The sequence below is a fragment of the Brevundimonas sp. NPDC058933 genome, from assembly GCF_049315965.1.
GTDB lineage: Bacteria > Pseudomonadota > Alphaproteobacteria > Caulobacterales > Caulobacteraceae > Brevundimonas.
On record NZ_JBMOSL010000002.1, the window covers coordinates 235034 to 257577 of the forward strand.

Here is a 22544-nt window from a genome sequence, read left to right on the forward strand (position 1 = left end):
CGACGCGGTCGCTCACTGCTTGAGGGCGTTTTAGCGCCCAGACTTGGTTGGCGCTACTTGAGCCCGTCACTGCATCGCCGGACCGTCTTCGTCGCTGTCGTCGGCGGCGTCGATGCGAAGGAGGGCGGTCAGGGCCTCGGCCCGGTCCTCCAGGGTCGAGGCCTCCAGAAGCGCCTGTTTCTCGGGCGGTTCAAAGGGCAGGGCCATGGACAGGCTGTTGATCAGGGCTTCCTGCGGCGCGATCTCGGCCGTGTCCCAATCCACGTTCAGGCCGCGGTGCTCCAGATAGGGGCGGAGCGCGTCGAGGAAGTGGTCGCGGTTGAATTCCGCGCCGGGATCGGGCGCCCGCAGGTCGGCCTCGAAGGGGACGAAATCGGCCCGCACCTGACGGTAGGGGGTCTTGACCTGAAGTTCGGTCGTCACGCGAAACCGACAGACCCCCGTAAGGGTGATCAGATAGCGCCCGTCCGAGGTCTCGTTGAAACTGGTGACACGCCCGGCGCAGCCGACGCGGGCCAGCGGGGGCTGGGGCTCCAGCGCGCTGGTCAGGGGCTGGATCAGGCCGATGATGCGGTCGCCGGCCATGGCGTCGTCGACCATGTTCAGATAGCGCGGCTCGAACACGTTCAACGGCAGCTGGCCGCGCGACAGAAGGATCGAGCCCGGCAAGGGGAAAACCGGGATCACCTGGGGCAGTTCAATCGCCTTGATATAGCCCTGAGCCATCGCCGCCCCCGTCAGGCGAACAGGATCGAGGACAGCCGGCGGCGGCCGTCGCGGGCGACCTCGCTGGCGCCCCCGGCGGCCTCGAACACGGTCAGAAGCTGCTTGCGCGCGGCCTGGTCGTTCCACTCGCGGTCGGCCTTGACGATGGCCAGCAGCTGATCGACCGCCCCGCCCAGGTCGCCGGCCGAGGCCAGGGCCAGAGACAGGTCATAGCGGGCCTGATGGTCGTTGGGATCGGCGGCGATCCGGCTTTCCAGCTCCGCCGTGGCGCCGGTCGGGGCCGAGGCGGCCAGCGACAGCTGGGCGCGGACGCTCTGCACCATGGGATCGGTGGAGTCGGCCGGGGCCATGGCGATGGTCTGGCGCGCCTGTTCCGTGTCGCCTTCGGCCAGATAGACGCGGGCCATGCCGGCGATGGCCTTGGGGTTCTCGGGCTCGATGGTCAGGACGTGGGCGAAGGCCTGGGCCGCGCCGCCGAGGTCGTTGAGACCAAGGGACTCCTCGCCCAGCGACAGCAGTTGTTCGACGTCGGTGTTGACCCCGGCGCCGCCGGTCAGCTTGTCGATGAAGGCCTTGATCTGGCTGTCCGGCACGGCGCCCTGGAAGCCGTCGACGGGCTGGCCGTCGACGAAGGCGTAGACGGTCGGGATCGACTGGACCCGCAGCTGGCCCGCATAGGCCGGGTTCGCGTCGACGTCGATCTTGACCATTTTCACCGCGCCCTTGGCGCCGCGCACGGCCTTTTCCAGCGCCGGACCCAGGGTCCGGCAAGGACCGCACCACGTAGCCCAGAAGTCGACGATGACCGGCTGATGCTTCGAGGCCTCGATCACGTCGGCCATGAAGGAGGCGTCCGTGCCGTTCTTGATCAGGTCGTCGGGCGTGTTCAGCGTCGGGTCGGCGAAGGTCATGATCGGGTCCGCGTGTGGGTCGAAGAATCGTAACGGATCAGATGGCGTCGGGATGCCTCGCCATCAAGCGCAGAAATGGACGCAGGCGCCGCCTATCCGCGCGGAGAGGCGGCGGCGGCGAAAAAACAGAGTCCAATTCGTCTGAATCGTCTGAAATCGACCGCCGCGCGGCCCGTCATGGAGTCTCGCCATAGCAGGGCGTTGCGTCAGGAAGGGTCGTTGGCGGGCCGATGCTCCATTTGTCGATCGGGGGTATCTGTCCTACGCATAGGGTCTCAAGGGGGACTCGGTCATGCGCAAGATCTTCGCCGCCACGCTTCTCTGCACGGTACTGGCTGCTTCGCCTGGCGCCGCTGCGCAGCTTGAGGCGCCAGGCGGCGTAGGAGGGTGCGTCTTCCTCGGCATAAGCCGCGAGATGCGGTTGGCGACCATGGCGGCCTATGCCCGTGGAGGCCCCTCTGCGATCGGGGAGGTTCAGAACCTCCGACGTGAAATCCAGGAACCCGCGCGACGGTGTTCGGACGGCGGGGATATCAACCGGGATCACGCGCTTTTGGCGGCCTTTCTGAGCACCGTCATGAAGAGCACGAATGCCCTGAAGTTGAGCCGGCACGGTCTCGCCCAGGCTCGGCTTGACGCCGTGTGGGCTCAGGCTGCACAGGCCGACAAGGCTCTGTTCGTCGCCCATGCCCAATCGTTTTTCGCGGGACAGCCTGCACCGGAGTTTTCTGACCAAGGGGCGGCAGGACTTGTCGATGCCCTGGCCTTGTCGCCATCTACTCGCGCCGAGGCCCACAGGGACGTTATTCACTATTTTCAAGCCGTTGCGATGAACGAAATGGCGGAAGCGCGTCTGGCGTCCAAAGCCGGTCAGTAGATGGCGGGCGGCGCCATGGCGCCAACCGGCTAGGCGGCCAGCCGCGCCTCGTCCGGGCGCAGGGTCAGGACGCGGACGCCGTCGCGGGTGACGGCGACGGTGTGCTCGAACTGGGCGGACAGCTTGCCGTCGGTGGTGACGACGGTCCAGCCGTCGTCCAGGGTGGCGACGGTGCGGCGGCCCTGGTTCAGCATGGGCTCGATGGTGAAGACCATGCCTTCGCGCAGCTTCATGCCGGTTCCGGGCTTGCCGAAATGCAGGACCTGGGGCGCTTCGTGCATTTCCCGGCCGATGCCGTGACCGCAGAAGTCGCGGACGATGGAATAGCCGTTGCGCGTCGCGTGGCGTTCGATGGCGTGGCCGATGTCGCCCAGGGTGGCGCCGGGACGGACGGCGCGGATGCCCTTCCACAGGGCCTCATAGGTGGTCTGGACCAGACGGCGTGCGGGGCGGGCCACCTCGCCGATCAGATAGGTCTTGCTGGAATCGGCGATGAAGCCGTGCTTCTCCAGGGTGATGTCCAGATTGACGATGTCGCCGTCGCGCAGGATCTCGTCGGCCGACGGCACGCCATGGCAGACGACCTGATTGCGCGAACTGTTGAGCACGAAGCCGTAGCCGTACTGGCCCTTGCTGGCGGGGCGGGCCTGCAACTGATCGATGATGAAGGTCTCGACCAGGGCGTCGATCTGCAGCGTGCTCAGGCCCGCCAGCGTCAGGCCGTCCAGATGGGTGAAGACCGAGGCCAGCAGGCGCCCGGCCTCGGCCATCAGTTCGATCTCGGCCGGGGTCTTGGTCATGCGGCGGCGGCCGACAGATCAGGGGCGCCGACGCCCGCCGCCTTCAACTCGCGCGCCATCAGGTCCTGAAACGACAGGCCGGGGTTCAGCTCGCACAGCATGCCGAGCCTGATCCAGAAGGCGGCCTGGGCGTTGATCGAGCGGCACGAGGCCTTGCTGGCCCGGCGCAGCTGCTCGTGCAGTTCGTCCTCGATGTTGACGATGCCCATGGGGCGACCTCGCATATACGTTTCGTATATGCCGTATATACAAATGCCTGGGGCTCAGTCCAGAGCGTTGAAATCCACGATCAGCGGTTCGCGGTCCAGCAGGGTCAGCATGCGGCGGAAGGCGGCCTGATCCAGGGCGGTGGTCGCCGTATTGGTCAGGGGGTGGAAGTTGACGATGTCGGCGTCCCACAGACGCTGATCCAGCACGAAGGTCACGCGACGGTCGTCGTCGTTGATCAGGCCCAGCGCCGTGACCGAGCCGGGGCGGACGCCCAGGGTCTCCCACATCAGGGTTTCGTTGCCGAAGGACAGGCGGTCCGAGCCCAGGGTCCGGTGGGCGCGCTTCAGGTCGATGACCGTGTCCTGGGCCGCCGAGATCAGCCACAGCCGGCCCTTCTTGTCCTTGAGAAACAGGTTCTTGGTGTGCAGCCCCGGCATGTCGGCCTTGAGGTCCAGCCCCTCCTCGACGCGGAAGACGGCGGGGTGGTCGTGGGTGGTCTGGGCCACGCCGTTTTCGGCCATCCAGACCAGCAGGCGGGCGCGGTCATAGGCGGGGACGGAAAGTTCGGCGGCGGTGTCGTTCATCTCGGCCTTGTCGGGCGGGCGGCGGGGGCGATAGGGAGGAGGCTGATATTGTTATCCTCGGGAGCCGCGTCTTGGAACTGGAATGCTATCCGATGAACGCTCGGCCGTGCGACCTCGTGCCGGGTCGCCAGTCGCGCAACTGGATGGACGCCTTCGCCAGCCGGCACCCCTATCGCTGCCTGCCGCTGACCATGGCCAACACCACGGGTTGGGAGATCCTGTGCCCCTTCGGCTTCACCGCCGAGTGGAACGGCGGCCCGGCCCAGTCGGACATCAAGATCACGCCGGATCGGCCGCAGCCGGAGCTGGACCATTTCGTCACCTCGCACTTCTCGCGCGGGGTGCTGACCATGCACCCCCAGTACCTGTTCAGGACGCCGCCGGGCTGGGGCATGCTGGCCCAGGGGTCGCCCAACCATGTCAAGGACGGCATCCAGCCGCTGACGGGCCTGATCGAGACCGACTGGCTGCCCTTCCCCTTCACCATGAACTGGATCTTCACGCGGCCGGGCAAGGTCAAGTTCGAGAAGGGCGAGCCCTTCTGCTTCATCCTGCCGGTCGAGCATCGCAAGGTGGAGGCCTTCGAGCCCGTGATCCGCTCGCTGGAGTCCAATCCCGGCATGAAGGGCCAGTTCGAGGCCTGGAACCGGGCGCGCACCGACTTCAACACCCGCCTGGCCTCGGGTGATCCCGACGCGGCCAAAGAGGCCTGGCAGAGGTTCTACTTCAAGGGCGAGGTGCCGGAGGCCCTGGGCACCGCCCCGGCGACCCACGCCAACAAGCGCCGGCTGAAGACGCCCAGGGTCGGCTGACATTTTTCACGGGCCTATCGCCCTTCGGGCTACTTGAGGCCGTGACCCTAGACAGCAGAACGCCCGCCTCATCGACTGAGGCGGGCGTTTTTCAGTTCTGGTCCTTATCGCTCTGCGCTCAAGCAGCGAGCCGCCGCGCGGCGAGCGATAGCGCCCCTTACTTGGAGACAGGCCGCGTGACGCGGCTGCCGAGGTTGCTGATGACCTCGCGGGCGTCGAAGGCGTTGGGGTCGCCGGCGGGCTTGGGACCGCGGCCCATGATGATCTCGGCCGTGGCCTCGTAGCGGTCGACCTGGCGGATGTCGCGGTCACGACCCCAGTAGGGATCCCAGGTGCTCCAGTAGCCGCGCTGGTAGAAGCGCCACTGGGGCCCCCAGTAGGGGCCGTAGCGGTCGTAGTAGAAAGGATCGGGCGTCGTATAGAAACGGGTGTCGCGGTCGGTGGCGCGCGTCACGGTGGCGAACCAGTCGTAGCCGTTCTCGACCGTCAGTTCGGCCGAACGCAGCAGAAGCGACATCTCGACCTGGTCACGCGAGGTGACCGAGTTGCCGGAGAAGCTGACGCTGAAGCGATTGGATTCGAGGCGCTGCTCGGCATAGCCGCCGCGCTGGCCGTTCAGGCCAGCGGGCTGATAGGGGGTCGCGGTCGCGCAGGCGCCCAGAGCGAGCATGCCCGCCACAGCGATCAGCACCGGTGTTTGGCGAAGCTTGATCATGGAAAACTCTCCTTGAGCGTTCAATGAACGCCCTTCGATCTGAACGAGGGGTGAACGGTCAAGTTCCCGGCTGTCACAGGCGTGATACGATCAGCACGGCGGCCAGGATCAACAGGCATCCGACCACTATGCCGAAACCCTTGCGGAAACGCGGCGCGGTCATCTGTCGCGCCAGGGCCGCGCCGCCGAGGCCGTAGGCGCTCATCGACAGGACATCCATGCCGATGGTGGCCAGGGCGAACAGGGCCAGCTGGGGCGCGACCGGGCGGTTGACGTCGAGGAAGGGCGGCAGGACGGCGGTGAAGAAGAGGATGGCCTTGGGGTTGGCGATCTGGACCATGAAGCCGTCGACCAGGGCGCTGCGGCCGCGACGGACCTCGACGTGATCGGGCTTGGCGGCCGTGGCGAAGGCTCCGCGCAGGGCCTTGATTCCCAGCCAGGCGACATACAGGGCGCCCAGGACGGCGATGATGCGGAAGACCTGCGGGAAGGCGGAGACCAGGGCGCCGAGGCCCAGGGCGGCGGCGCCGAACCAGACCAGGGTGGCGGCGTTCATGCCGACCACGCCGATCAGGGCCGAGGCGCGGCCCTTCTCCATGCCGGTCGCCACGGCGAACAGGTTGGCCGGTCCGGGCGTGATCGCCATGACGGCCATGACGCCCAGAAAGGCGGCGTAGAGATGCGGATCGACGGGAAGCGCGGCCATGCCCATCCCTTTCCGGCGGGCCGCTGGTCAGGTCAAGTCTTCCGCGGGGATGGCGGCGGGATCAGGCTTCGGCAGGCGGTGCGGGCGGAGCGACCGGGGCGTCGAACGCCTCGCTGACCTCTTCAATCGCGGCCTCGGACTGGCCGATGGCGTAGTCGGCCATCAGGCCGTAGGTGACCATCTGGTCGGGGTCGGCCTGGGCCCAGGCGCCATTGGCGGCCAGGCCCTGAACCAGGGGGGCGACGCCGAGCAGGGTTTCCTGGACGATGGCGTCGATATCGATCTCGGCCAGGGCCTGATTGGCGATTTCGCCGGCCTGCAGCGCCGCGACGTCGGTGAAGGCGGCCACATGGGGCTGATATTCGGACCAGAGGGCGGCGACGCGCAGGCCCTTGGCGGTTTCGCTGAGGGCGTCGTCGTCCTGAATGGCTTCGGCGCGTTCGCCGAACTCTTCCATCTTCTTTTCAAAAGCGGCGGCGGCGGTTTCCAGCTGGACCTCGGCCGAGGTCCTGGCCTCCTGCGCCACGGCGGCGGAGACGGGCAGGAGGGCGAGGGCGGCGGCGAGCGACAGGGCGCGGATCATGATGGATCTCTCCTTCGACGGACGCTGCAAGGTCCGCCGAAGGAGGGATCAGCTCAAGTGAAATCGCGGTAAGGCAAGCTGTCGCCTGTCCGGATCAGTTCGGTGCGGCAGGCGCCGCCGGGGCGGCCAGGGCCTGATCGATGCTGGCGCGAATCTGGGCCGGCGCCGCGCGAACCTGAGCCGGCCCGGCGGCGGCGGCGGCGAGGATCTGGTCCTTCTGAGCGGCGCGCTCGGGCTTGGCGGCCAGGGCGCGCATGAAGGTTTCCAGTTCAACGGCGAAGGCTTCGAACTTGGGCTCGTAACCGTCCACGATCGCGTTGGCGCGGGTCTTCTTGGTCGCATTGTCCAGAGCGGCGTCTTCCATCACCGCCTGCAACTCGACGCCCATCTTCTGGGTCTCGGCCTCGAAGGCCATGCCCTTGGCCTCGAAGGCGGCCTCCTCGGGCGACGGGGCGGGGGCGGCGGCGGCCGGGCCCTGGGCCGGAGCCGCAGGGACGGCGTCCTGGGCGATGGCGGGTGCAGCGAAGGCAAGCGCCGCCGCAGCGGCGGCGAGGGTCATGCGCAAGGACATAGAAGGAGCTCCGGCAGGGCGGGAGCTTGATACTCACCGCAGGAAATATCGACCGCGTCGATCGACGACCGACGCAGGTTGGCCTTGTCAGAAGCCAAGGGCAAGCGCCAGCATGGGACATGAAGCGATCTCATGTTCTTTTTGCCCTGACCTCCGCGCTGGGCCTTGTGGCTTTCGGGGGGCAGGCCCCTGCCCAGACCCCGGCGCGCGCCTACCTTCCGTCCGGCGAGTGCGACGGTCGGCCGGCGACGACCGTGCCCATGGCGCCGGGGCTGTGTCTGGGTCTGGTGTGGCAGGGGGCGGGCGCCGAGGGGCCGAGGATGCCGCGCGGGCTGATGCCGCTTCAGGGCGGCGACTGGCTGGTCACGGACCTCGGCGGCTGGGACGCCGGGAAGGGCGCGGTCTGGCGGTTGTCGTTCGCGTCCGACGGTGCGGTGCGCTGGCGGCGGCTGGCCGGCGGCCTGTCCATGCCGCACACCGTGGCGCGCGGGCCGGACGGGCGGATCTATGTGTCGGAGATGAACCGCATCCTGACGCTGGAGCCGGCGGCGGCTGATCCGGCGGCCAGCGTCCGGACCGTGATCGGCGATCTGCCGGACAACCGGCTGCACGACAATCGCCACCCGCTGTCGAGCTTTGTCTTCGACGGCAACGGCGACCTTCTGGTCAATGTCGGGGCGCCCAGCGACCGTTGTCTGGACGCCAAGGGAAAGCCCAGGACCAATGCGCGCGGCGCCTGCGTCGAGGAGGCGGCGACCGCCCAGGTGCGGCGTCACGCCTATTTAGGCGATGGACGTTGGGCCGAGGAGAGCACGGTCTTCGCCCGCGGTCTGAGGAATTCCATCGCCCTGGTGCGCCATGCGTCTGGGACCATCTTGCAGGCCGAGAACTCGGTCGATCTGACCACGCCCGAGCATCCGTTCGACGAGGTCAACGTGCTGCGCCAGGGCGGGCATTACGGCTGGCCCTATTGCGTCGATCTACAGACGCCGCTGCCGGGCTGGCCCGCGCGTCAGGCGCGGTGCGGCGAGCGGGACCGGCCGACAGCCCTGCTGCCGCCGCACGCGGCGCCGCTGGACATGATCTACTACGAGGGGGCGATGTTCCCCGAGCTGCGCGGGCGTCTGCTGATGACCTGGCACGGCTATCGGCGTACGGCGGGCCGGATCACGGCGGTGGAGACGAATGCTGATGGCGTTCCCCTGACCGACGTCGGCGGGCGCTACGCCATCTATCCGCGCGGGTCGCTGGCCTATCCGGCGGGGGCGCCGAGCGTGAAGGGGAAGGTGCTGACGCCGGGCTGGGACCGCGTGGCGGGGCGTCAGCCGCGCGGCTCGCCGGTGGTCATGGCGGTCGCCGCCGACGGGTCGATCTGGGTCACGGACGACCGCAGCCGGGCGATCCTGAGGATCGCCCGGCCTTGAGGCCCTAGAGATCAGCCCTTGGTGCGGGCGTCGCGCTTGGCGAGGACGCGCAGACGGAGCGCGTTCAGCTTGATGAAGCCCTCGGCGTCGTGGTGGTCATAGGCCTGGACGCCTTCTTCGAAGGTGACGAGGTCCTGGTCGTAGAGGCTGTTCTCGCTCTCGCGGCCGATGACGGTGGCGTTGCCCTTGTAGAGCTTGACCGTGACCGTGCCCGACACCTTCTGCTGGCTGTAGTCGATGGCGGCCTGCAGCATCTCGCGCTCGGGCGAGAACCAGAAGCCGTTGTAGACGAGGTGGGCGTACTTGACCGCCAGCTCGTCCTTCAGGTGCATGGCGCCGCCGTCCAGGGTGATGGACTCGATGCCGCGGTGCGCCGCCAGCAGGATGGTCCCGCCCGGGGTCTCATAGACGCCGCGCGACTTCATGCCGACGAAGCGGTTCTCGACCAGGTCCAGACGGCCGATGCCGTTGTCGTGGCCGTACTGGTTCAGGGCGGTCAGCAGGGTCGCGGGCGACATGGCCTCGCCGTTGATCGAGACGGCGTCGCCTTTTTCAAAGCCGATGGTGATGACGGTGGCCACGTCCGGGGCGGCCTCCGGCGAGATGGTGCGCTGGTGCACGAACTCGGGGGCCTCGACGGCCGGGTCTTCCAGCACCTTGCCCTCGGACGAGGAGTGCAGAAGGTTGGCGTCGACCGAGAAGGGGGCCTCGCCGCGCTTGTCCTTGGAGATCGGGATCTGGTGCTTCTCGGCGAAGTCCAGCAGGGCCTCGCGCGAACGGAACTCCCACTCGCGCCACGGGGCGATGACGTGGATGTCGGGGTTGAGGGCGTAGTAGCCCAGCTCGAAGCGGACCTGGTCGTTGCCCTTGCCGGTGGCGCCGTGACAGACGGCGTCGGCCCCCAGCTGACGGGCGATCTCGATCTGGCGCTTGGCGATCAGCGGCCGCGCGATCGAGGTGCCGAGCAGGTACTGGCCCTCATACAGGGCGTTGGCGCGGAACATGGGGAAGACGAAGTCGCGCACGAACTCTTCGCGCAGGTCGTCGATGAAGATGTTCTCGGGCTTGATGCCCAGCTTCAGCGCCTTCTCCTTGGCCGGCGCCAGCTCCTCGCCCTGGCCCAGGTCGGCGGTGAAGGTGATGACCTCGGCGTTGTACTCGGTCTGGAGCCACTTCAGGATGATCGACGTGTCCAGCCCGCCCGAATAGGCGAGGACGACTTTCTTGATCGGCCGGTCTTTGGGGGCGGGCGAGGTCATGGGTTGAAATATCCTGTCAGGGCGCGGGGAGGCGTGTCTGGCGCGCTTAAAGGACCAGACGCCCCGGGATGCAAGGGCATGATTGTGTCGTCGCCGGCAGATAGGAAAAGGGCGCCGCGACCGAAGCCGCGACGCCCTTCATGATTCAGGCGACGACTGGCGTCAGACAAGGGCCTTGAGCTGGTCGACCAGATCGGTCTTTTCCCAGCTGAAGCCGCCGTCGGCGTCAGGCGCGCGGCCGAAGTGGCCGTAGGCGGCGCTGCGGCGATAGACGGGCTTGTTCAGGCCCAGGTGCTCGCGGATGGCGCGCGGCGAGGCGCCGCCGATCAGCCTGGGCAGTTCGGCTTCCAGCACGGCTTCGTCGATCTTGCCGGTGCCGTGCAGGTCGACGTGGACCGACAGGGGCTTGGCCACGCCGATGGCGTAGCTGATCTGGATGGTGCAGCGGTCGGCCAAGCCGGCCGCGACCACGTTCTTGGCCAGGTAGCGGCAGGCGTAGGCGGCCGAGCGGTCCACCTTGGTCGGGTCCTTGCCGGAGAAGGCGCCGCCGCCGTGCGGGGCCGCGCCGCCGTAGGTGTCGACGATGATCTTGCGGCCGGTCACGCCGGCGTCGCCGTCAGGCCCGCCGATGACGAAGGTGCCGGTCGGGTTGATGTGCCACTCGGTCTCGTTGGTGATGAAGCCCTGCGGCAGCACCTTCTCGACATAGGGCTTCACGATGGCCGCGACCTGATCCTGGCTCAGGCCGTCCTTGTGCTGGGTGGAGACGACGATCGAGGTGGCGCGCACCGGGCGGCCGTCCTCGTACTGCAGCGTCACCTGGCTCTTGGCGTCGGGCTCCAGGCCCGGCTCCTGGCCCGAATGACGGGCGTCGGCCAGGGCCTTCAGGATGTTGTGGCTGTATTGCAGGGTGGCCGGCATCAGCTCGGGCGTCTCGTTCGAGGCGTAGCCGAACATGATGCCCTGGTCGCCCGCGCCCTCGTCCTTGTCTTCGCCAGCGTCCACACCTTGCGCGATGTGGGCCGACTGCGGGTGCAGGTGGTTCTGGAACTGGAAGGTCTCCCAGTGGAAGCCGTCCTGCTCATAGCCGATGGCGCGCACGACGCCGCGGACCGTGTCCTCGATCTCCTGCTGGACGCCGGGCGCCCAGTTGCCCTCGACATCCATGATGCCCTTGCCGCGGATCTCGCCGGCCAGAACCACCAGATTGGTCGTCGTCAGGGTTTCGCACGCCACGCGCGCTTCGGGGTCTTTCGACAGGAACAGATCGACGATCGAGTCGGAGATCTGGTCCGCGACCTTGTCGGGGTGGCCTTCCGAGACGCTCTCGGAGGTAAACAGAAACGACGAACGGGCCAAGGCAGGCTCCTGCAAGACGGTGAGGCGGAGAGACATATAAAGATATGCTTATACGTTCAAGTGATGACCGAAACGTAGCGCGGAATCATCGCGGGCGCGCAGCACGGCGCATCGACGGCCGCAGCCGGTCTTTTTTCAGATGTCTGATGTCTGGAAGGAAGTGGTGCCGCTTAGGTGACTCGAACACCTGACCCCATCATTACGAATGATGTGCTCTACCGGCTGAGCTAAAGCGGCTCCGGTCGGCGGCCTGACAAGCTGTCTGGGGGCCGCGCGAGGTCGGGTCTTTATACGGGAGAAACGGACTTGCCAAGCGCTGTCAGCATCGAAGCTTCATGGGGAGCGTCGGCGGTGCGGATTTCGGCGAAGCCGAGGGCGGCCAGCGGGGCTGAGGCGGCGGCGGAAATGCAGACCGCGAGGCGCTGGGCGGCGGCCTCGAGCGCGAGGCTGGCGGCGAGGGCGCGGGCGGCGCGGGGGGAGTGGACGAGCACGGCGTCGAAATCGGCGGGCGGCGTCGCGCCGGTTTCCTCTGCGGCGTAGACCGGCAGGCGCTGGATGTCGCGCTGGGGCAGGAGCGCGGCCAGATCGCCGGCGGGCTCGCGGGCGCCGGGGGCGAGGATCAGGCCCTGGATCGGGCTGGCGGCGATGAGGCGGGCCAGGGCGTGGATGTCGCCGGCGGCCGAGCGGGCGTCGGTGAAGCCCGCCGCGCGGGCGGCCTCGGCGGTGGCGTCGCCGACGGCGTAGACGGGGCGGTCGCGCAACTCGGGGGTCAGCGCAGCGAAGGCCTCCACGCCGTTGGGGCTGGTGAAGGCCAGGGCGGCGACGGTGCTCAGGTCGGGCGCAGCGCTGAGGGCCGCGGGCAGGGGCCGCAGCGTCAGCAGCGGGGTGACGACGGGGGCGAAGCCTAGCGCCGTCAGCCGCGCAGCGGTGCGCGCGGCGCCGGGCTGGGCGCGGGTGATCCAGACGCGGCGGATCACCCCCACGGCCTAGAGGTCGATCTTCTGATCGCCGGCGTCGGCGTGGACCTCGGCGCCCAGGCGCTGGCCCAGGTTGCGGGCGTGGTCTAGGGCGGTGGTCGCCGACACGCCCGAGATCTCCCCGGCGCGGCGCCATCTGGCCGAGCCGTCGGGGCTGAGCATTTCCGTGGTCAGGCGCAAGGTCTCGCCTTCGATCAGGGCATAGGCGCCGATGGCGGTGCGGCACGACCCTTCCAGCGCCGTCATGGCCCCGCGCTCGGCGGCGACGGCCAGGGCCGTCAGGTCGTGGTTGAGGGCGCGCGTCCAGTCGGCGTCCACGTCCCCTTCACGCGTCTGGATGGCCAGGGCGCCCTGACCGGGCGCGGGCAGGAAATCATCGAGCGACAGGCGCTCGCGGATGACCTCGGACAGGCCGAGACGGTTGAGGCCCGAACAGGCCAGCAGGATGGCGTCGAATTCGCCGTCCTTGAGGCGACGCAGGCGGGTGTCGACATTGCCGCGCAGCATCTCGATCTGCAGGTCGGGACGCAGGGCCAGGGCTTGCGCTTGCCGCCGCAGCGAGGCGGTGCCGAGGCGGGCGCCGCGGGGCAGGTTGGCGAAGCTGGCGAAATGCGTGCTGATGAAGCCGTCGCGGGCGTCCTCGCGTTCCGGCACGGCGGCGATGGCCAGACCCTCGGGCTGTTCGGCGGGGACGTCCTTCATCGAGTGGATGGCGACATCGATGCGGCCGTCGAGCAGGGCCTCCTCGATCTCCTTGGTGAACAGGGCCTTGCCGCCGACTTCCAGCAGGCGGCGGTCCTGAATCCGGTCGCCGGTGGTGACGATCTCGACCAGTGGCACAAGCGTTTCGATGTCAGCCTCGGCCACGCCGAGCGCCCGGCCGATGGCGCGCTGCATCATGCCGGACTGGGCCAGCGCCAGCTTGGAGCGGCGGGTGCCGATGCGAAGAAGCGGGGTCATGGGGTCGCGCAGCCGTTGCGAAAGGGGGGGCGGGCCGCTACCTCGACCCGATGAACACTGGCGCGGACTATAGCAGCGGGACCACGGGGGCAACCAAGCCGGGCTTTGACGCCGGTGAGGCCGAAGGCCGCGTGCCCGGCGTCGGGTTGACGGTTCTGGGTCTGGAGACCAGCTGCGACGAGACCGCCGCCTCGGTGGTGCGGCTGTCGGCAAGCGGGGCAGAGGTCCTGTCCAGCGTCATCTACAGCCAGATCGACGAGCACGCGGCATTCGGCGGGGTGGTGCCGGAAATCGCCGCCCGCAGCCATGTCGAGATGATCGACGGGGTGGCGCGCCGGGCCATGGCTGAGGCCGGGATCGACTATGCCGCGCTAGACGGGGTGGCGGCCACGGCGGGACCGGGACTGGTCGGCGGGGTCATGGTGGGCTTGTCCTACGGCAAGGCGGTGGCCCTGGCGCGCGGCCTGCCGCTGATCGCGGTCAACCATCTGGAGGGACACGCGGTCTCGGCGCGGCTGGGGGCGGAGACGGCCTATCCCTTCCTGCTGCTGCTGGTCTCGGGCGGGCATTGCCAGCTGCTGGAGGTGCGCGGCATCGGCGACATGAGCCGGCTGGGCACCACCATAGACGATGCGGCCGGCGAGGCCTTCGACAAGATCGCCAAGGCCATGGGGCTGGGCTATCCCGGCGGGCCGGCGCTGGAGACGCTGGCGGCGTCCGGGGACGGGTCGCGCTTCGACCTCCCGCGCGCCTTGCTGGGGCGCAAGGATTGCGACTTTTCCTTTTCAGGGCTGAAGACGGCGGCCTCGCGGCTGGCCCAGACCTGCGAGACGGATCAGGACAAGGCCGATCTGGCCGACGCCGTGCAGAAGGCCATCGCGCGCCAGCTGTCGGAGCGGACCGAGCGGGCCATGCTGGCCTATGCCGAGCAGCATGAAGCACGGCGTTTCGTCGTCGCCGGGGGCGTGGCCGCCAACAGGACGATCCGGCGCACGCTGGAGGATCTGGCGACGAAGCACGGCTTCAGCTTCCTGGCGCCGCCGCTGGTCTACTGCACCGACAATGCGGCCATGATCGCCCTGGCGGGGGCCGAGCGGCTGGAAAAAGGCCTGACGTCGGACATTGATGTCGCCGCCAGGCCGCGATGGCCTCTGGACGAGGCGCGCGCGAACGCCGATCCTGTGCACAAGAAAACGGGCCGCAAGGGCGCCAAGGCTTGATCAGCCGGGGTTCGAGCGGTGGTCGGGGGACCGGAGAAGACATGGAATTTCACACGGCAGGCGTAATCGGCGGCGGCGCCTGGGGCACGGCCCTGGCGCAGAGCGCAGCGGCGGCGGGCCTCGCGGTCGTCCTGCAGGCGCGCGAGCCCGAGGTGATCGAGAGCATCCGCACGCGCCGGGTCAACGACGCCTTCCTGCCGGGGATCGAGCTGGATTCGGCCATCAATGTCACCTCGGCCCTGGCCGATCTGGCCGACTGCGATCTGATCCTGGCGGTGCCGCCGGCCCAGCATATGCGCGCGACCCTGGCCACCTTCGCCCCCTATGCCCGGCCCGGTCTGCCCATTGTCCTGTGCGCCAAGGGGATCGAGCGCGGCTCGCTGAAGCTGATGACCGAGGTGCTGGGCGAGACCATTCCGTCGGCCACGCCCGCCGTCCTGTCAGGGCCCAGCTTCGCCGCCGAGGTGGCGCGGGGCCTGCCCAGCGCCGTGACCCTGGCCTGCGAGGACGAGGCCATGGCGGTGGCCCTGGCGACGGCCCTGTCGGGGCCGGTCTTCCGCCCCTATCTGGCCGACGACCTGATCGGGGCCGAGACGGGCGGGGCGCTGAAGAACGTCCTGGCCATCGCCTGCGGCATCGTCGAAGGCCGCGAACTGGGCCGCAGCGCCCACGCCGCCGTCATCACCCGCGGCTTCGCCGAGATCGTCCGCGTGGCCCAGGCCCTGGGCGGCAAGGCCGAGACGGTCGCCGGCCTGTGCGGTCTGGGCGATCTGGTCCTGACCTGCTCCAGCCCGCAGTCGCGCAACATGAGCCTGGGCCTGGCCCTGGGCCAAGGGATGAGCGTCGAGCAGGCCCTGGCGGGCAAGCGCTCCGTGGCCGAGGGCTATGAGAGCGCGCCCGCCGTGCGCGAACTGGCGCGCAAGCTGGGCGTCGAGACGCCGATCTGCGAGGCCGTCGCCGCCGTCCTGGCGGGCGAGACGACGGTGGACGCGGCCATCGAGGCCCTACTGACCCGGCCGCTCAAGCCCGAACGCGAATAGTGTCCGAGCCCGTCGAGACGGCCGCAGCGGCGCCGCAGGAGCGCGAGCGCGTCTGGAAGACGCCGCCGAACGTGGCCCTGTGCGCCGAGGCCGACATCGCCGACCCCGGCTCGCGCGGCTTCGTGCTGCAGATCGGCGAGGCCTTCTTCCACGGCTTCGTGGTGCGCAGGAACGGCCAGGTCGCCGGTTGGGTCGACCGCTGTCCGCACGCAGGCTTCCCCATCGCCATGGAGCTGGATCGCTATCTGACGCCGGACGGGTCGCTGATCATCTGCGGCTGGCACGGGGCGATCTTCGAGCCCCTGTCGGGCGCCTGCGTCGGCGGACCGTGCGCAGGCGGCAAGCTGACCCCCTGGCCCGTCGAGGCCAGGGGCGGCATTATCCGGACGGCCTGAGGCGCTATTCCTTGGGGACGATCTTGGGGTCCTTGGTGAAGGCGTCGTCGACCTCGTCTTCCGTGATCCGTTTGGACGGATCGCCGGGCTGGTTGAGGTTCTGCTCTTCGGTTCCGTCGCCCATCATGCCGGGATGGGGGTCGGTCTTCTTGGGGTCTTCGGCCATGTCGGGCTCCTTGCTGGACACCCGCAAGCAACACGGGCCGCGCGGCGCCGTTCCATCACGGCGACTTGACTAGGCCTTGAGGCGTTTGGCGTTGGCCACGGCGGCGGCGTGGATGGGCGACAAAGCCTTGGCCTGCATCTTCAGGACAGCCTCGCCCATGGTCCAGCTGTCGGAGAGGGCGCGCGACCACAGCCCCATGCCCCAGGCGGCCTGCAGGGCGGCAGCGCCGGCCAGGCTGTCGGCTTTCGACAGGCGGGTCATGAGGGCCGAAGCCTCGGCGCCTTCGCGGTCGGCGATGCGGCGACCCTGATCCGCCAGATCCATCGCGCCCGAGGCGACGGCGCCGGCCGAGGCCGTCAGGGCCTCGACCTTTTCCGTCCCCATCCTTCCTAGCTCGGCGTGGTCGGCGCGGAGGGGATTGGCCATGGCCTCGCCCATGATGGTCAGGCGACGGGCGACGACCTTGGCCGAGGCCTCAGCCGTCTCCTGTCCGGCGCGGACGGTGCGGGCGGCTCTATCAATGGGGTTCATGCGGGGACCGTGGGCCTGTTCAGCCGATGTAGCAAGCAGAACAGGCCTGCCGCCTCAGGGCAGGACTTCGGCGGCGAAGGCCGAGACGTCCTGGATCAGGGCCGGGATCGAGGCGTCGATGATGCGCTGACCCTTCTCCGGGCTGGCCTGGGCGGGGTCCGAACCGATGCGGCCGTCGGGGAAGCGGGCGCGGTAGTCGAGGGCGTCGCGGATCGGACCCATGGGGGCGATCTTCGGGCTGTAGTCGGCGCGCTTGATGTGGTCGGGATAGGCGGCCTGGGTCACCGCGATCTCGGACGGGGTGGCGTGGGCGCCGTGACCGACGGGGAAGATCTCCTCGCACAGCCTGTGCACGCCGGGCAGGTCCCACCAGTTGCGCAGCTTCAGGACAAACGGGGGTTGTTCCTCGACGAAGGACCAGTCGGCGTAGATTTCGGCGAAGGTCGCCTCGATGGTGGCGACATTGCCGCCGTGGCCGTTGAGGAAATAGATGCGCTCGAAGCCGTGACGGGCCAGGGACGCGACCCAGTCGGTGATGGCGGCCATGAAGGTCGAGGGGCGCAAGCTGATGGTGCCGGCGAAGGCCAGATGATGCTGGGCCATGCCGATGTTGAAGGTCGGGGCGATGATCAAGCTCTCGTCGCCCTTCTCGGCGGCGTGGGCGATGATCTCGGGGCAGAGCCAGTCGGTGCCCAGGAGGCCGGTCGGGCCGTGCTGCTCGTTCGAGCCGATCGGCACGATGACGGTCCTGGACAGGGCGGCGCCGGACTTGAGGCGCGCGTCGATTTCAGGCCAGGACGACAGGTGGATCAGCATGGGGAACTCCGCGAGGGGGCAGACAGAGGCCCGCGCTTTACGCCGATCCGGCCAAAGGGCCAAACTCGGCAGGCTGGTCCGGGGCGAAGGCGCGGATGAAGCGGCGGGCGGTTTCGCGGGCGCGGGCGGGCGCGTCGTCGGCGTCGGGGTGGGGCAGGCCGAGGACGGCGCGCAGGTGGCCATGGCCCAGCACCATGCCGGCGAACATCTCGGCGGCGGCGGCGGGATCGGGGACAGACAACCGGCCCAGCCGGTCCTGCTCGGCCAGCCAGGCGGCGATGCGGCGCACGCTCTCGCCCGGCCCGGCGTCATAGATGGCGCGGGCCAGGTCGGGGGCTTCCGGCGACATCAGGGCCACGCCCCGCAGGGAGGCGCCCTTGCCCTCATGGCAGACCTTGGTGATCAGGGTCTCGGCTATGGCGGTCAGGACGTCTTCGGGAGCCGCGCCGGATTTGAGCGGGGCGGTGACCGCGTCCGACCGCTGGGCCGCCAGCGCCCGACCGATATCGGTCTTGGTGGGGAAGCGGTTGTAGAGGGTCTGCTTCGAAACGCCTGCGCGCCGGGCGATTTCGGCCATGGAGGCCTGGGCGCCCTTCTCCACGAACAGGTCCGAGGCGGCCTGGAGGATGGCGGCGCTCTTGCGCGCGTCGATCTGACCGGGAATGCGGGGCATCAGTGCATCTCGGACGGTTCGGCCGATGGGTTCGGCTTGCCCGGCTTGGACAGCAGGGTGACGAAGGCGGCGCAGGCGCAGGCGATGGCCAGCAGGGCGAAGGCGTCGCCGAAGGCCAGGGTCGTCGCCTGCTTCTGCAACATGCCGTAGAAGGCCTTCATCGCCGAGGCCTGCGGGTCGATGGAGCCCGAGAAGCGCTGGGCCAGACCGGCGATCATGTTGCGCACCGCGACGTCCGACTGATTGATGGCGCTGGTCAGCTCGACCATGTGCAGGGCGGTGTTCTGGGTCAGGGAGGTGTTGAGGATGGCCAGGCCGAAGGCGCCGCCGACGTTGCGGCTGAGATTCACCAGCCCCGAGGCGTTCTTGACCATGTGCGGCGGCAGGGTGGACATGGTCACCTGCTGCGAGGCGATCATGGCGATCATGACGCCGCAGCCGCGCACGGCCTGAACCCCGGCGAACTCCCAGAAGCCCCAGTCGCCGGTCACCAGACGCGCGTCCCACATGCCCCAGGCGCAGAGGGCGAAACCGAGGAACATCAGGATGCGGGGATCGACCGCCCGGACCAGCCGCCCGGCGAAGGGCGCCGTGGCGAACATGGCCAGGCCGGAGACGACCATGGTGGTGCCGACCTCAGCCGCTGAATAGTCGCGCACGCGGCCGAGGAAGAGGGGCAGCAGGAAGGTGCCGCCGAACAGGGCCGCGCCGACGATGAAGGTCATGATGACCCCGACGACGAAGTTGCGGTTGGCGAAGGCGCGCAGTTCCACGATCGGGTTGTAGTAGACCAGCGAGCGCCAGACGAAGGCCGGGCCGCAGATCAGGGCCACGAGGCTGAGCAGCAGGATGTGGTCGTCGGCCAGCCAGTCGTTCTTGGCCCCTTCCTCCAGCACGAATTGCAGGCTCATCAGGAAGGCGGCCATCAGGCCCAGACCCCACCAGTCGAAGCCCTTGCTCAGGCTGGCGTCGCCCTTGTCGAAATGGGCGTAGCGGCCGACCAGGAAGAGGACGATCACGCCGGGGAAGATGTTGATGAAGAAGAGCCAGCGCCAGCTGAGCCATTCCGTCAGGTGCCCGCCCAGGGTCGGGCCGACCGTGGGGGCGAGGGTCACGATCAGACCCATGATGACGCTGGCGGTGACGCGCTTCTCGGGCGGGAAGGCGGTGAAGGCCACGGCGAAGACGGTCGGGATCATGGCCCCGCCGAGGAAGCCTTGCAGCGCGCGGAAGAAGATCATCATCTCGACCGACGACGACAGGCCGACGGCCACGCTCATGATCAGGAAGCCGATACAGGAGGCCAGGAAGAGCTTCTGCGTGCCCCACAGTCGCGACAGGTATCCCGACAGGGGGATCATCACGACCTCGGGGATCAGATAGGCGGTCTGAATCCAGCTGATCTCGTCGGCCGAGGCGCCGACCCCGGCCTGAATCTGGGGCAGGGAGGCGGCGACGATCTGGATGTCCAGAATGGCCATGAACTGGCCGATGACCATGCCGGCGAAGCCCAGCAGCAGGACGGGCCAGTTGATCTCGGGCTTGGCGTCACTGCTGACCGGAGCGCCCGCCGAAATGGCGGCCTCGGTCACCGGGCCGGGTCCAGGGATGCGGTCGCGACCTGACCCAGGTGGGCGTCGGCGAAGGCGGCCCCGCCCTGGCTCTTCAGGTCCACCTTGACCTCGACCGACAGGCCGGGACGCAGGGCGACAGGCTCGCCCGAGGCGCGGCGGTCGACGACGATGCGGACGGGGACGCGTTGGGTGATCTTGGTGAAGTTGCCGGTGGCGTTCTCGACCGGGATCAGGGCGAATTCCGAGCCGGTGGCCGGGGCGAAGCTGTCGACGTGGCCAAGGATGGACTGGCCGGGGAAGGCGTCGGCCTTGATCTCGACCGCCTGGCCCAGACGCATCCGGCCGACCTGGGTCTCCTTGAAGTTGGCGACGACATAGGTGTCCTGCAGCGGGACGATGGACATCATCTGTCCGCCGGCCTGCACCACCTGGCCCACACGGACGCCCCGCGCGCCGACGACGCCGGCGACGGGGGCGCGGATGACGGTGCGGTCCAGGGTCAGCTGGGCCTGATCGACCAGGGCTCTAGCCTGTTCGACGGCGGCGACGCTCTGGTTGCGGGTCGAGCCGAGCACGGCGGCGGTGCGCTGTTCGGCGGTCAGGGCGGCCTGGGCCTGGGCGACCGAGGCGGCGGCGGTTTCGGCCGAGGCGCGCTCGGTCTGGATGCGTTGCTGCGAGACCCAGCCCTGTTCCGCCAGCTTGCCGTAGCGATCGACCTGGGCGCGGGCCAGACCGGCCTGGGCGCGGGCCTGGGTCACGGCGGCGGCGCGCTCGGCGATGGTGGCCTGTTCCTGGGCGGCGCGGGCGTCGACATTGTCCACGGCGGCCATGACCGCCGTCAGATTGGCCTGGGCCTGCATCAGGGCGGTCTTGGCGTCGGCGTCGTCCAGACGGGCCAGAACCTGACCGGCCTCGACGCGCTGGTTGTCCCTGACCAGGACCTCGATGACCGAGCCGCTGATGCGCGGGCTGACCAGGACGGTGTCGGCCTGAACGAAGGCGTTGTCGGTCGCCTCCCAGCGCTGCTTGCCCTGCCACCAGATGACGCCCCCGACGATCAGGGCGACGCCGACGACCCCGCCGACGATCAGCGGCAGGCGTTTCTTGAGAGTGGCGGGGAGGGCCATGGGGAGACAGCTCGCTTCGATTTCGGCGCGTAAAATGGACGGGTGCGTCCAGAATACAAGAGGCTGATGCGCGATTTTGTCGCAGGTGTCGCCCGCGGGCCGCGCCGCCTAGTCGGCGGGCGGGCGGAAATTGGCGCGCGAGAAGGCCTCGCCTCGTTTCAACGTGAACCGGAGGCTTCGCAGGTTTGAGACGTCGGTGAGGGGATCCGCGGCGACGAAAACAAGGTTGGCCAGCTTGCCGGGCTCGATCGTGCCCATGTCATCGGCCTGGTTCACGGTGCGCGCGGCGGTCCGGGTGGCGGCGACGAGGACGTCGGCGGGCGTCATGCCGACGGCGTTCTGAAGCAGCACCATCTCTTCGATCAGGGCGGGCCAGGCGTCGCTGTCCGGGGTCTCGCCGTCGGTGCCGGCTGAAATGGCCACGCCGGTGCGATAGGCCTGACGCGTCAGGGCGAAAACCATGGGGCCGGAACAGATGGGCTGGCGGGCGCCGGGCGCGGCTGCGGCCCGATCCTGTTCGGCATAGACCCGGACGGTGGCGTCCAGAACGATGCCCTTGTCGCGCATCTGTTCCAGCAGGCCCTGAACCACGGCGTTGTCGCCGGCCAGGAAGGGGGCGCGGTCGATGGGGGTGCGGCTGGCGTAGCTGACGGGGCGATCCGCGGGGGCCTGGGCCTGATGCGCCAGGATGCAGGCGTGGGACATGACGTCGGGTCCGGCGTTGATCACCTCCTGCGGCGTGGCGGGATAGACCATGGCGTGGCTCCAGACCGGCATGCCCTGGCGATGCGCCTCGGTGGTGATCCGGGCCACCAGATCGGCAGGCAAATCGGCGTAGATCTTGATCCCTGTGGCGGAGGTGCCGCGCGCCATGGCCACGGCCAGCGGCAGGTCGGTGTCGGAGGTGATGGCCTGCATCCACGGCGTCTGGCCGGCGATGGCTCCGGCGCTGACGGCCTGGGTGCGGGGGTCCTTGAAGAAGCCTTCGCCGGCCATCAGGGCGGCGTAGTAGATGTCGGGGGAAGGGACTTCCCCGACCCGGGCCTGACGCGCCAGCTCGCCGACCGAGCGTAGGTCGTCGGCCATGCCGCGCACGGCGGTGACGCCCGAATAGAGCCAGCGCCGCATCTGCACCCGCGCGGTGTCGGCGTCGGGCGGGGTCGCGACATGGACATGGGTGTCGATCAGGCCGGGCAGGACGTAGAGGCCAGCGACATCCACCGTCTCGGCGGCGTCGGGCAGGGGGGCGTGGTCGAGCTGGACGGCCAGAATCCGTTCGCCCCTCGTGACGATGGTCAGGCCAGCGCGCGACGGGGCGCCCGTGCCGTCGAACAGGATAGCGCCGCGATAGGCGATGATTTTCGGCTCTGCGGGCGCAGCCAAGGCTGGCGGCGCGGCGCCGTGCCAGGCGGCGAAGGGATCATGGGCGCTTGCCGCGCTCGCCGTCAGCGTTGCAGCCAAGGCCGCCAGGGCGGCGCCTGTCCGCCAGGTCCGAATGGTCGTCATGTCTGTTTTTCCCCCGTGCTCC

26 protein-coding genes and 1 tRNA gene are annotated in these 22544 nt (G+C 69.0%); 6 read left to right on the top strand and 21 right to left on the bottom strand.

What is annotated here, in order from left to right; translation table 11 throughout:
* Positions 1 to 66: 66 nt before the first annotated feature.
* Both ACOZBP_RS07050 and ACOZBP_RS07055 read right to left on the bottom strand, forming a co-directional pair.
* Positions 67 to 726 carry an LON peptidase substrate-binding domain-containing protein gene (locus tag ACOZBP_RS07050; protein ID WP_422675691.1) on the bottom strand — a complete coding sequence of 220 codons (660 nt, stop codon included), beginning with the start codon at positions 724 to 726 and terminating at the stop codon, positions 67 to 69.
* 11 nt (positions 727 to 737) lie between these two features.
* On the bottom strand, positions 738 to 1637 hold the full coding sequence (locus ACOZBP_RS07055) for a tetratricopeptide repeat protein (protein WP_422675692.1): 900 nt from the start codon (positions 1635 to 1637) through the stop codon (positions 738 to 740).
* A gap of 292 nt (positions 1638 to 1929) precedes the next feature.
* Between ACOZBP_RS07055 and ACOZBP_RS07060 the strand changes: the two genes are divergently transcribed.
* Complete coding sequence (locus ACOZBP_RS07060; protein WP_422675693.1) at positions 1930 to 2514, top strand: hypothetical protein; 585 nt, start codon at positions 1930 to 1932, stop codon at positions 2512 to 2514.
* Positions 2515 to 2543: 29 nt separating this feature from the next.
* Here the strand turns inward: ACOZBP_RS07060 and map are convergent, their stop codons facing one another.
* The 3 genes from map to ACOZBP_RS07075 are packed head-to-tail and all read right to left on the bottom strand — an operon-like array spanning position 2544 to position 4108.
* Positions 2544 to 3314, bottom strand: a complete 771-nt coding sequence (gene map, locus ACOZBP_RS07065) for a type I methionyl aminopeptidase (protein WP_422675694.1) — start codon at positions 3312 to 3314, stop codon at positions 2544 to 2546.
* Positions 3311 to 3523 carry a ParD-like family protein gene (locus tag ACOZBP_RS07070; protein WP_422675912.1) on the bottom strand — a complete coding sequence of 71 codons (213 nt, stop codon included), beginning with the start codon at positions 3521 to 3523 and terminating at the stop codon, positions 3311 to 3313. The genes map and ACOZBP_RS07070 overlap by 4 nt, the downstream gene beginning before the upstream one ends.
* A gap of 54 nt (positions 3524 to 3577) precedes the next feature.
* Positions 3578 to 4108 carry a prolyl-tRNA synthetase associated domain-containing protein gene (locus tag ACOZBP_RS07075; RefSeq protein ID WP_422675695.1) on the bottom strand — a complete coding sequence of 177 codons (531 nt, stop codon included), beginning with the start codon at positions 4106 to 4108 and terminating at the stop codon, positions 3578 to 3580.
* Positions 4109 to 4179: 71 nt separating this feature from the next.
* Between ACOZBP_RS07075 and ACOZBP_RS07080 the strand changes: the two genes are divergently transcribed.
* Positions 4180 to 4920: a DUF6065 family protein gene (locus tag ACOZBP_RS07080; RefSeq protein WP_422675696.1), complete on the top strand. Its 741-nt coding sequence runs from the start codon at positions 4180 to 4182 to the stop codon at positions 4918 to 4920.
* A 157-nt stretch (positions 4921 to 5077) separates the two neighbouring features.
* Here the strand turns inward: ACOZBP_RS07080 and ACOZBP_RS07085 are convergent, their stop codons facing one another.
* From ACOZBP_RS07085 to ACOZBP_RS07100, 4 genes are all read right to left on the bottom strand, one after another.
* On the bottom strand, positions 5078 to 5635 hold the full coding sequence (locus ACOZBP_RS07085; protein ID WP_422675697.1) for a CC0125/CC1285 family lipoprotein: 558 nt from the start codon (positions 5633 to 5635) through the stop codon (positions 5078 to 5080).
* Between the two features lie 73 nt (positions 5636 to 5708).
* Entirely contained in the window at positions 5709 to 6341 is a 633-nt protein-coding gene (locus tag ACOZBP_RS07090; protein ID WP_422675698.1) for a LysE family translocator, read from the bottom strand.
* Positions 6342 to 6402: 61 nt separating this feature from the next.
* Positions 6403 to 6924, bottom strand: a complete 522-nt coding sequence (locus ACOZBP_RS07095) for a hypothetical protein (RefSeq protein WP_422675699.1) — start codon at positions 6922 to 6924, stop codon at positions 6403 to 6405.
* Positions 6925 to 7018: 94 nt separating this feature from the next.
* The gene (locus ACOZBP_RS07100) at positions 7019 to 7495 is read right to left on the bottom strand and encodes a translation initiation factor IF-2 (protein ID WP_422675700.1); all 477 of its coding nucleotides are present in this window, start codon (positions 7493 to 7495) and stop codon (positions 7019 to 7021) included.
* A gap of 119 nt (positions 7496 to 7614) precedes the next feature.
* On the opposite strand from ACOZBP_RS07100, the gene ACOZBP_RS07105 reads away from it, so the two are divergent.
* On the top strand, positions 7615 to 8919 hold the full coding sequence (locus ACOZBP_RS07105) for a PQQ-dependent sugar dehydrogenase (RefSeq protein ID WP_422675701.1): 1305 nt from the start codon (positions 7615 to 7617) through the stop codon (positions 8917 to 8919).
* Positions 8920 to 8930: 11 nt separating this feature from the next.
* Here the strand turns inward: ACOZBP_RS07105 and ACOZBP_RS07110 are convergent, their stop codons facing one another.
* The 5 genes from ACOZBP_RS07110 to hemC form a co-directional block, all read right to left on the bottom strand.
* On the bottom strand, positions 8931 to 10178 hold the full coding sequence (locus ACOZBP_RS07110; RefSeq protein ID WP_422675702.1) for an argininosuccinate synthase: 1248 nt from the start codon (positions 10176 to 10178) through the stop codon (positions 8931 to 8933).
* A 162-nt stretch (positions 10179 to 10340) separates the two neighbouring features.
* On the bottom strand, positions 10341 to 11537 hold the full coding sequence (gene metK / locus ACOZBP_RS07115; RefSeq protein WP_422675703.1) for a methionine adenosyltransferase: 1197 nt from the start codon (positions 11535 to 11537) through the stop codon (positions 10341 to 10343).
* Positions 11538 to 11698: 161 nt separating this feature from the next.
* A tRNA-Thr gene (locus ACOZBP_RS07120) sits at positions 11699 to 11774 on the bottom strand.
* Between the two features lie 50 nt (positions 11775 to 11824).
* Positions 11825 to 12514 carry a uroporphyrinogen-III synthase gene (locus ACOZBP_RS07125; protein WP_422675704.1) on the bottom strand — a complete coding sequence of 230 codons (690 nt, stop codon included), beginning with the start codon at positions 12512 to 12514 and terminating at the stop codon, positions 11825 to 11827.
* Between the two features lie 9 nt (positions 12515 to 12523).
* Positions 12524 to 13474 carry a hydroxymethylbilane synthase gene (hemC, locus tag ACOZBP_RS07130; protein WP_422675705.1) on the bottom strand — a complete coding sequence of 317 codons (951 nt, stop codon included), beginning with the start codon at positions 13472 to 13474 and terminating at the stop codon, positions 12524 to 12526.
* A 50-nt stretch (positions 13475 to 13524) separates the two neighbouring features.
* On the opposite strand from hemC, the gene tsaD reads away from it, so the two are divergent.
* The 3 genes from tsaD to ACOZBP_RS07145 are packed head-to-tail and all read left to right on the top strand — an operon-like array spanning position 13525 to position 16129.
* A complete protein-coding gene (gene tsaD, locus ACOZBP_RS07135) occupies positions 13525 to 14694 on the top strand; it encodes a tRNA (adenosine(37)-N6)-threonylcarbamoyltransferase complex transferase subunit TsaD (RefSeq protein ID WP_422675706.1) in 1170 nt (389 codons plus the stop codon).
* Between the two features lie 41 nt (positions 14695 to 14735).
* Positions 14736 to 15734, top strand: a complete 999-nt coding sequence (locus ACOZBP_RS07140) for an NAD(P)H-dependent glycerol-3-phosphate dehydrogenase (RefSeq protein ID WP_422675707.1) — start codon at positions 14736 to 14738, stop codon at positions 15732 to 15734.
* A complete protein-coding gene (locus ACOZBP_RS07145) occupies positions 15734 to 16129 on the top strand; it encodes a Rieske (2Fe-2S) protein (protein WP_422675708.1) in 396 nt (131 codons plus the stop codon). The genes ACOZBP_RS07140 and ACOZBP_RS07145 overlap by 1 nt, the downstream gene beginning before the upstream one ends.
* Positions 16130 to 16133: 4 nt before the next feature.
* Here the strand turns inward: ACOZBP_RS07145 and ACOZBP_RS07150 are convergent, their stop codons facing one another.
* The 7 genes from ACOZBP_RS07150 to ACOZBP_RS07180 form a co-directional block, all read right to left on the bottom strand.
* Entirely contained in the window at positions 16134 to 16295 is a 162-nt protein-coding gene (locus ACOZBP_RS07150; RefSeq protein ID WP_422675709.1) for a hypothetical protein, read from the bottom strand.
* Between the two features lie 69 nt (positions 16296 to 16364).
* On the bottom strand, positions 16365 to 16826 hold the full coding sequence (locus ACOZBP_RS07155; protein WP_422675711.1) for a phasin family protein: 462 nt from the start codon (positions 16824 to 16826) through the stop codon (positions 16365 to 16367).
* 54 nt (positions 16827 to 16880) lie between these two features.
* Positions 16881 to 17642 (bottom strand): creatininase family protein, encoded by a 762-nt coding sequence (locus tag ACOZBP_RS07160; RefSeq protein ID WP_422675712.1) that lies wholly within the window; start codon positions 17640 to 17642, stop codon positions 16881 to 16883.
* A gap of 37 nt (positions 17643 to 17679) precedes the next feature.
* Positions 17680 to 18315, bottom strand: a complete 636-nt coding sequence (locus ACOZBP_RS07165; RefSeq protein WP_422675713.1) for a TetR/AcrR family transcriptional regulator — start codon at positions 18313 to 18315, stop codon at positions 17680 to 17682.
* Positions 18315 to 19907 (bottom strand): DHA2 family efflux MFS transporter permease subunit, encoded by a 1593-nt coding sequence (locus tag ACOZBP_RS07170; RefSeq protein ID WP_422675714.1) that lies wholly within the window; start codon positions 19905 to 19907, stop codon positions 18315 to 18317. The genes ACOZBP_RS07165 and ACOZBP_RS07170 overlap by 1 nt, the downstream gene beginning before the upstream one ends.
* Entirely contained in the window at positions 19904 to 21016 is a 1113-nt protein-coding gene (locus tag ACOZBP_RS07175) for an HlyD family secretion protein (protein WP_422675715.1), read from the bottom strand. The genes ACOZBP_RS07170 and ACOZBP_RS07175 overlap by 4 nt, the downstream gene beginning before the upstream one ends.
* A 108-nt stretch (positions 21017 to 21124) precedes the next feature.
* Positions 21125 to 22522 carry an amidohydrolase family protein gene (locus tag ACOZBP_RS07180; RefSeq protein ID WP_422675716.1) on the bottom strand — a complete coding sequence of 466 codons (1398 nt, stop codon included), beginning with the start codon at positions 22520 to 22522 and terminating at the stop codon, positions 21125 to 21127.
* Between the last annotated feature and the right edge of the window lie 22 nt (positions 22523 to 22544).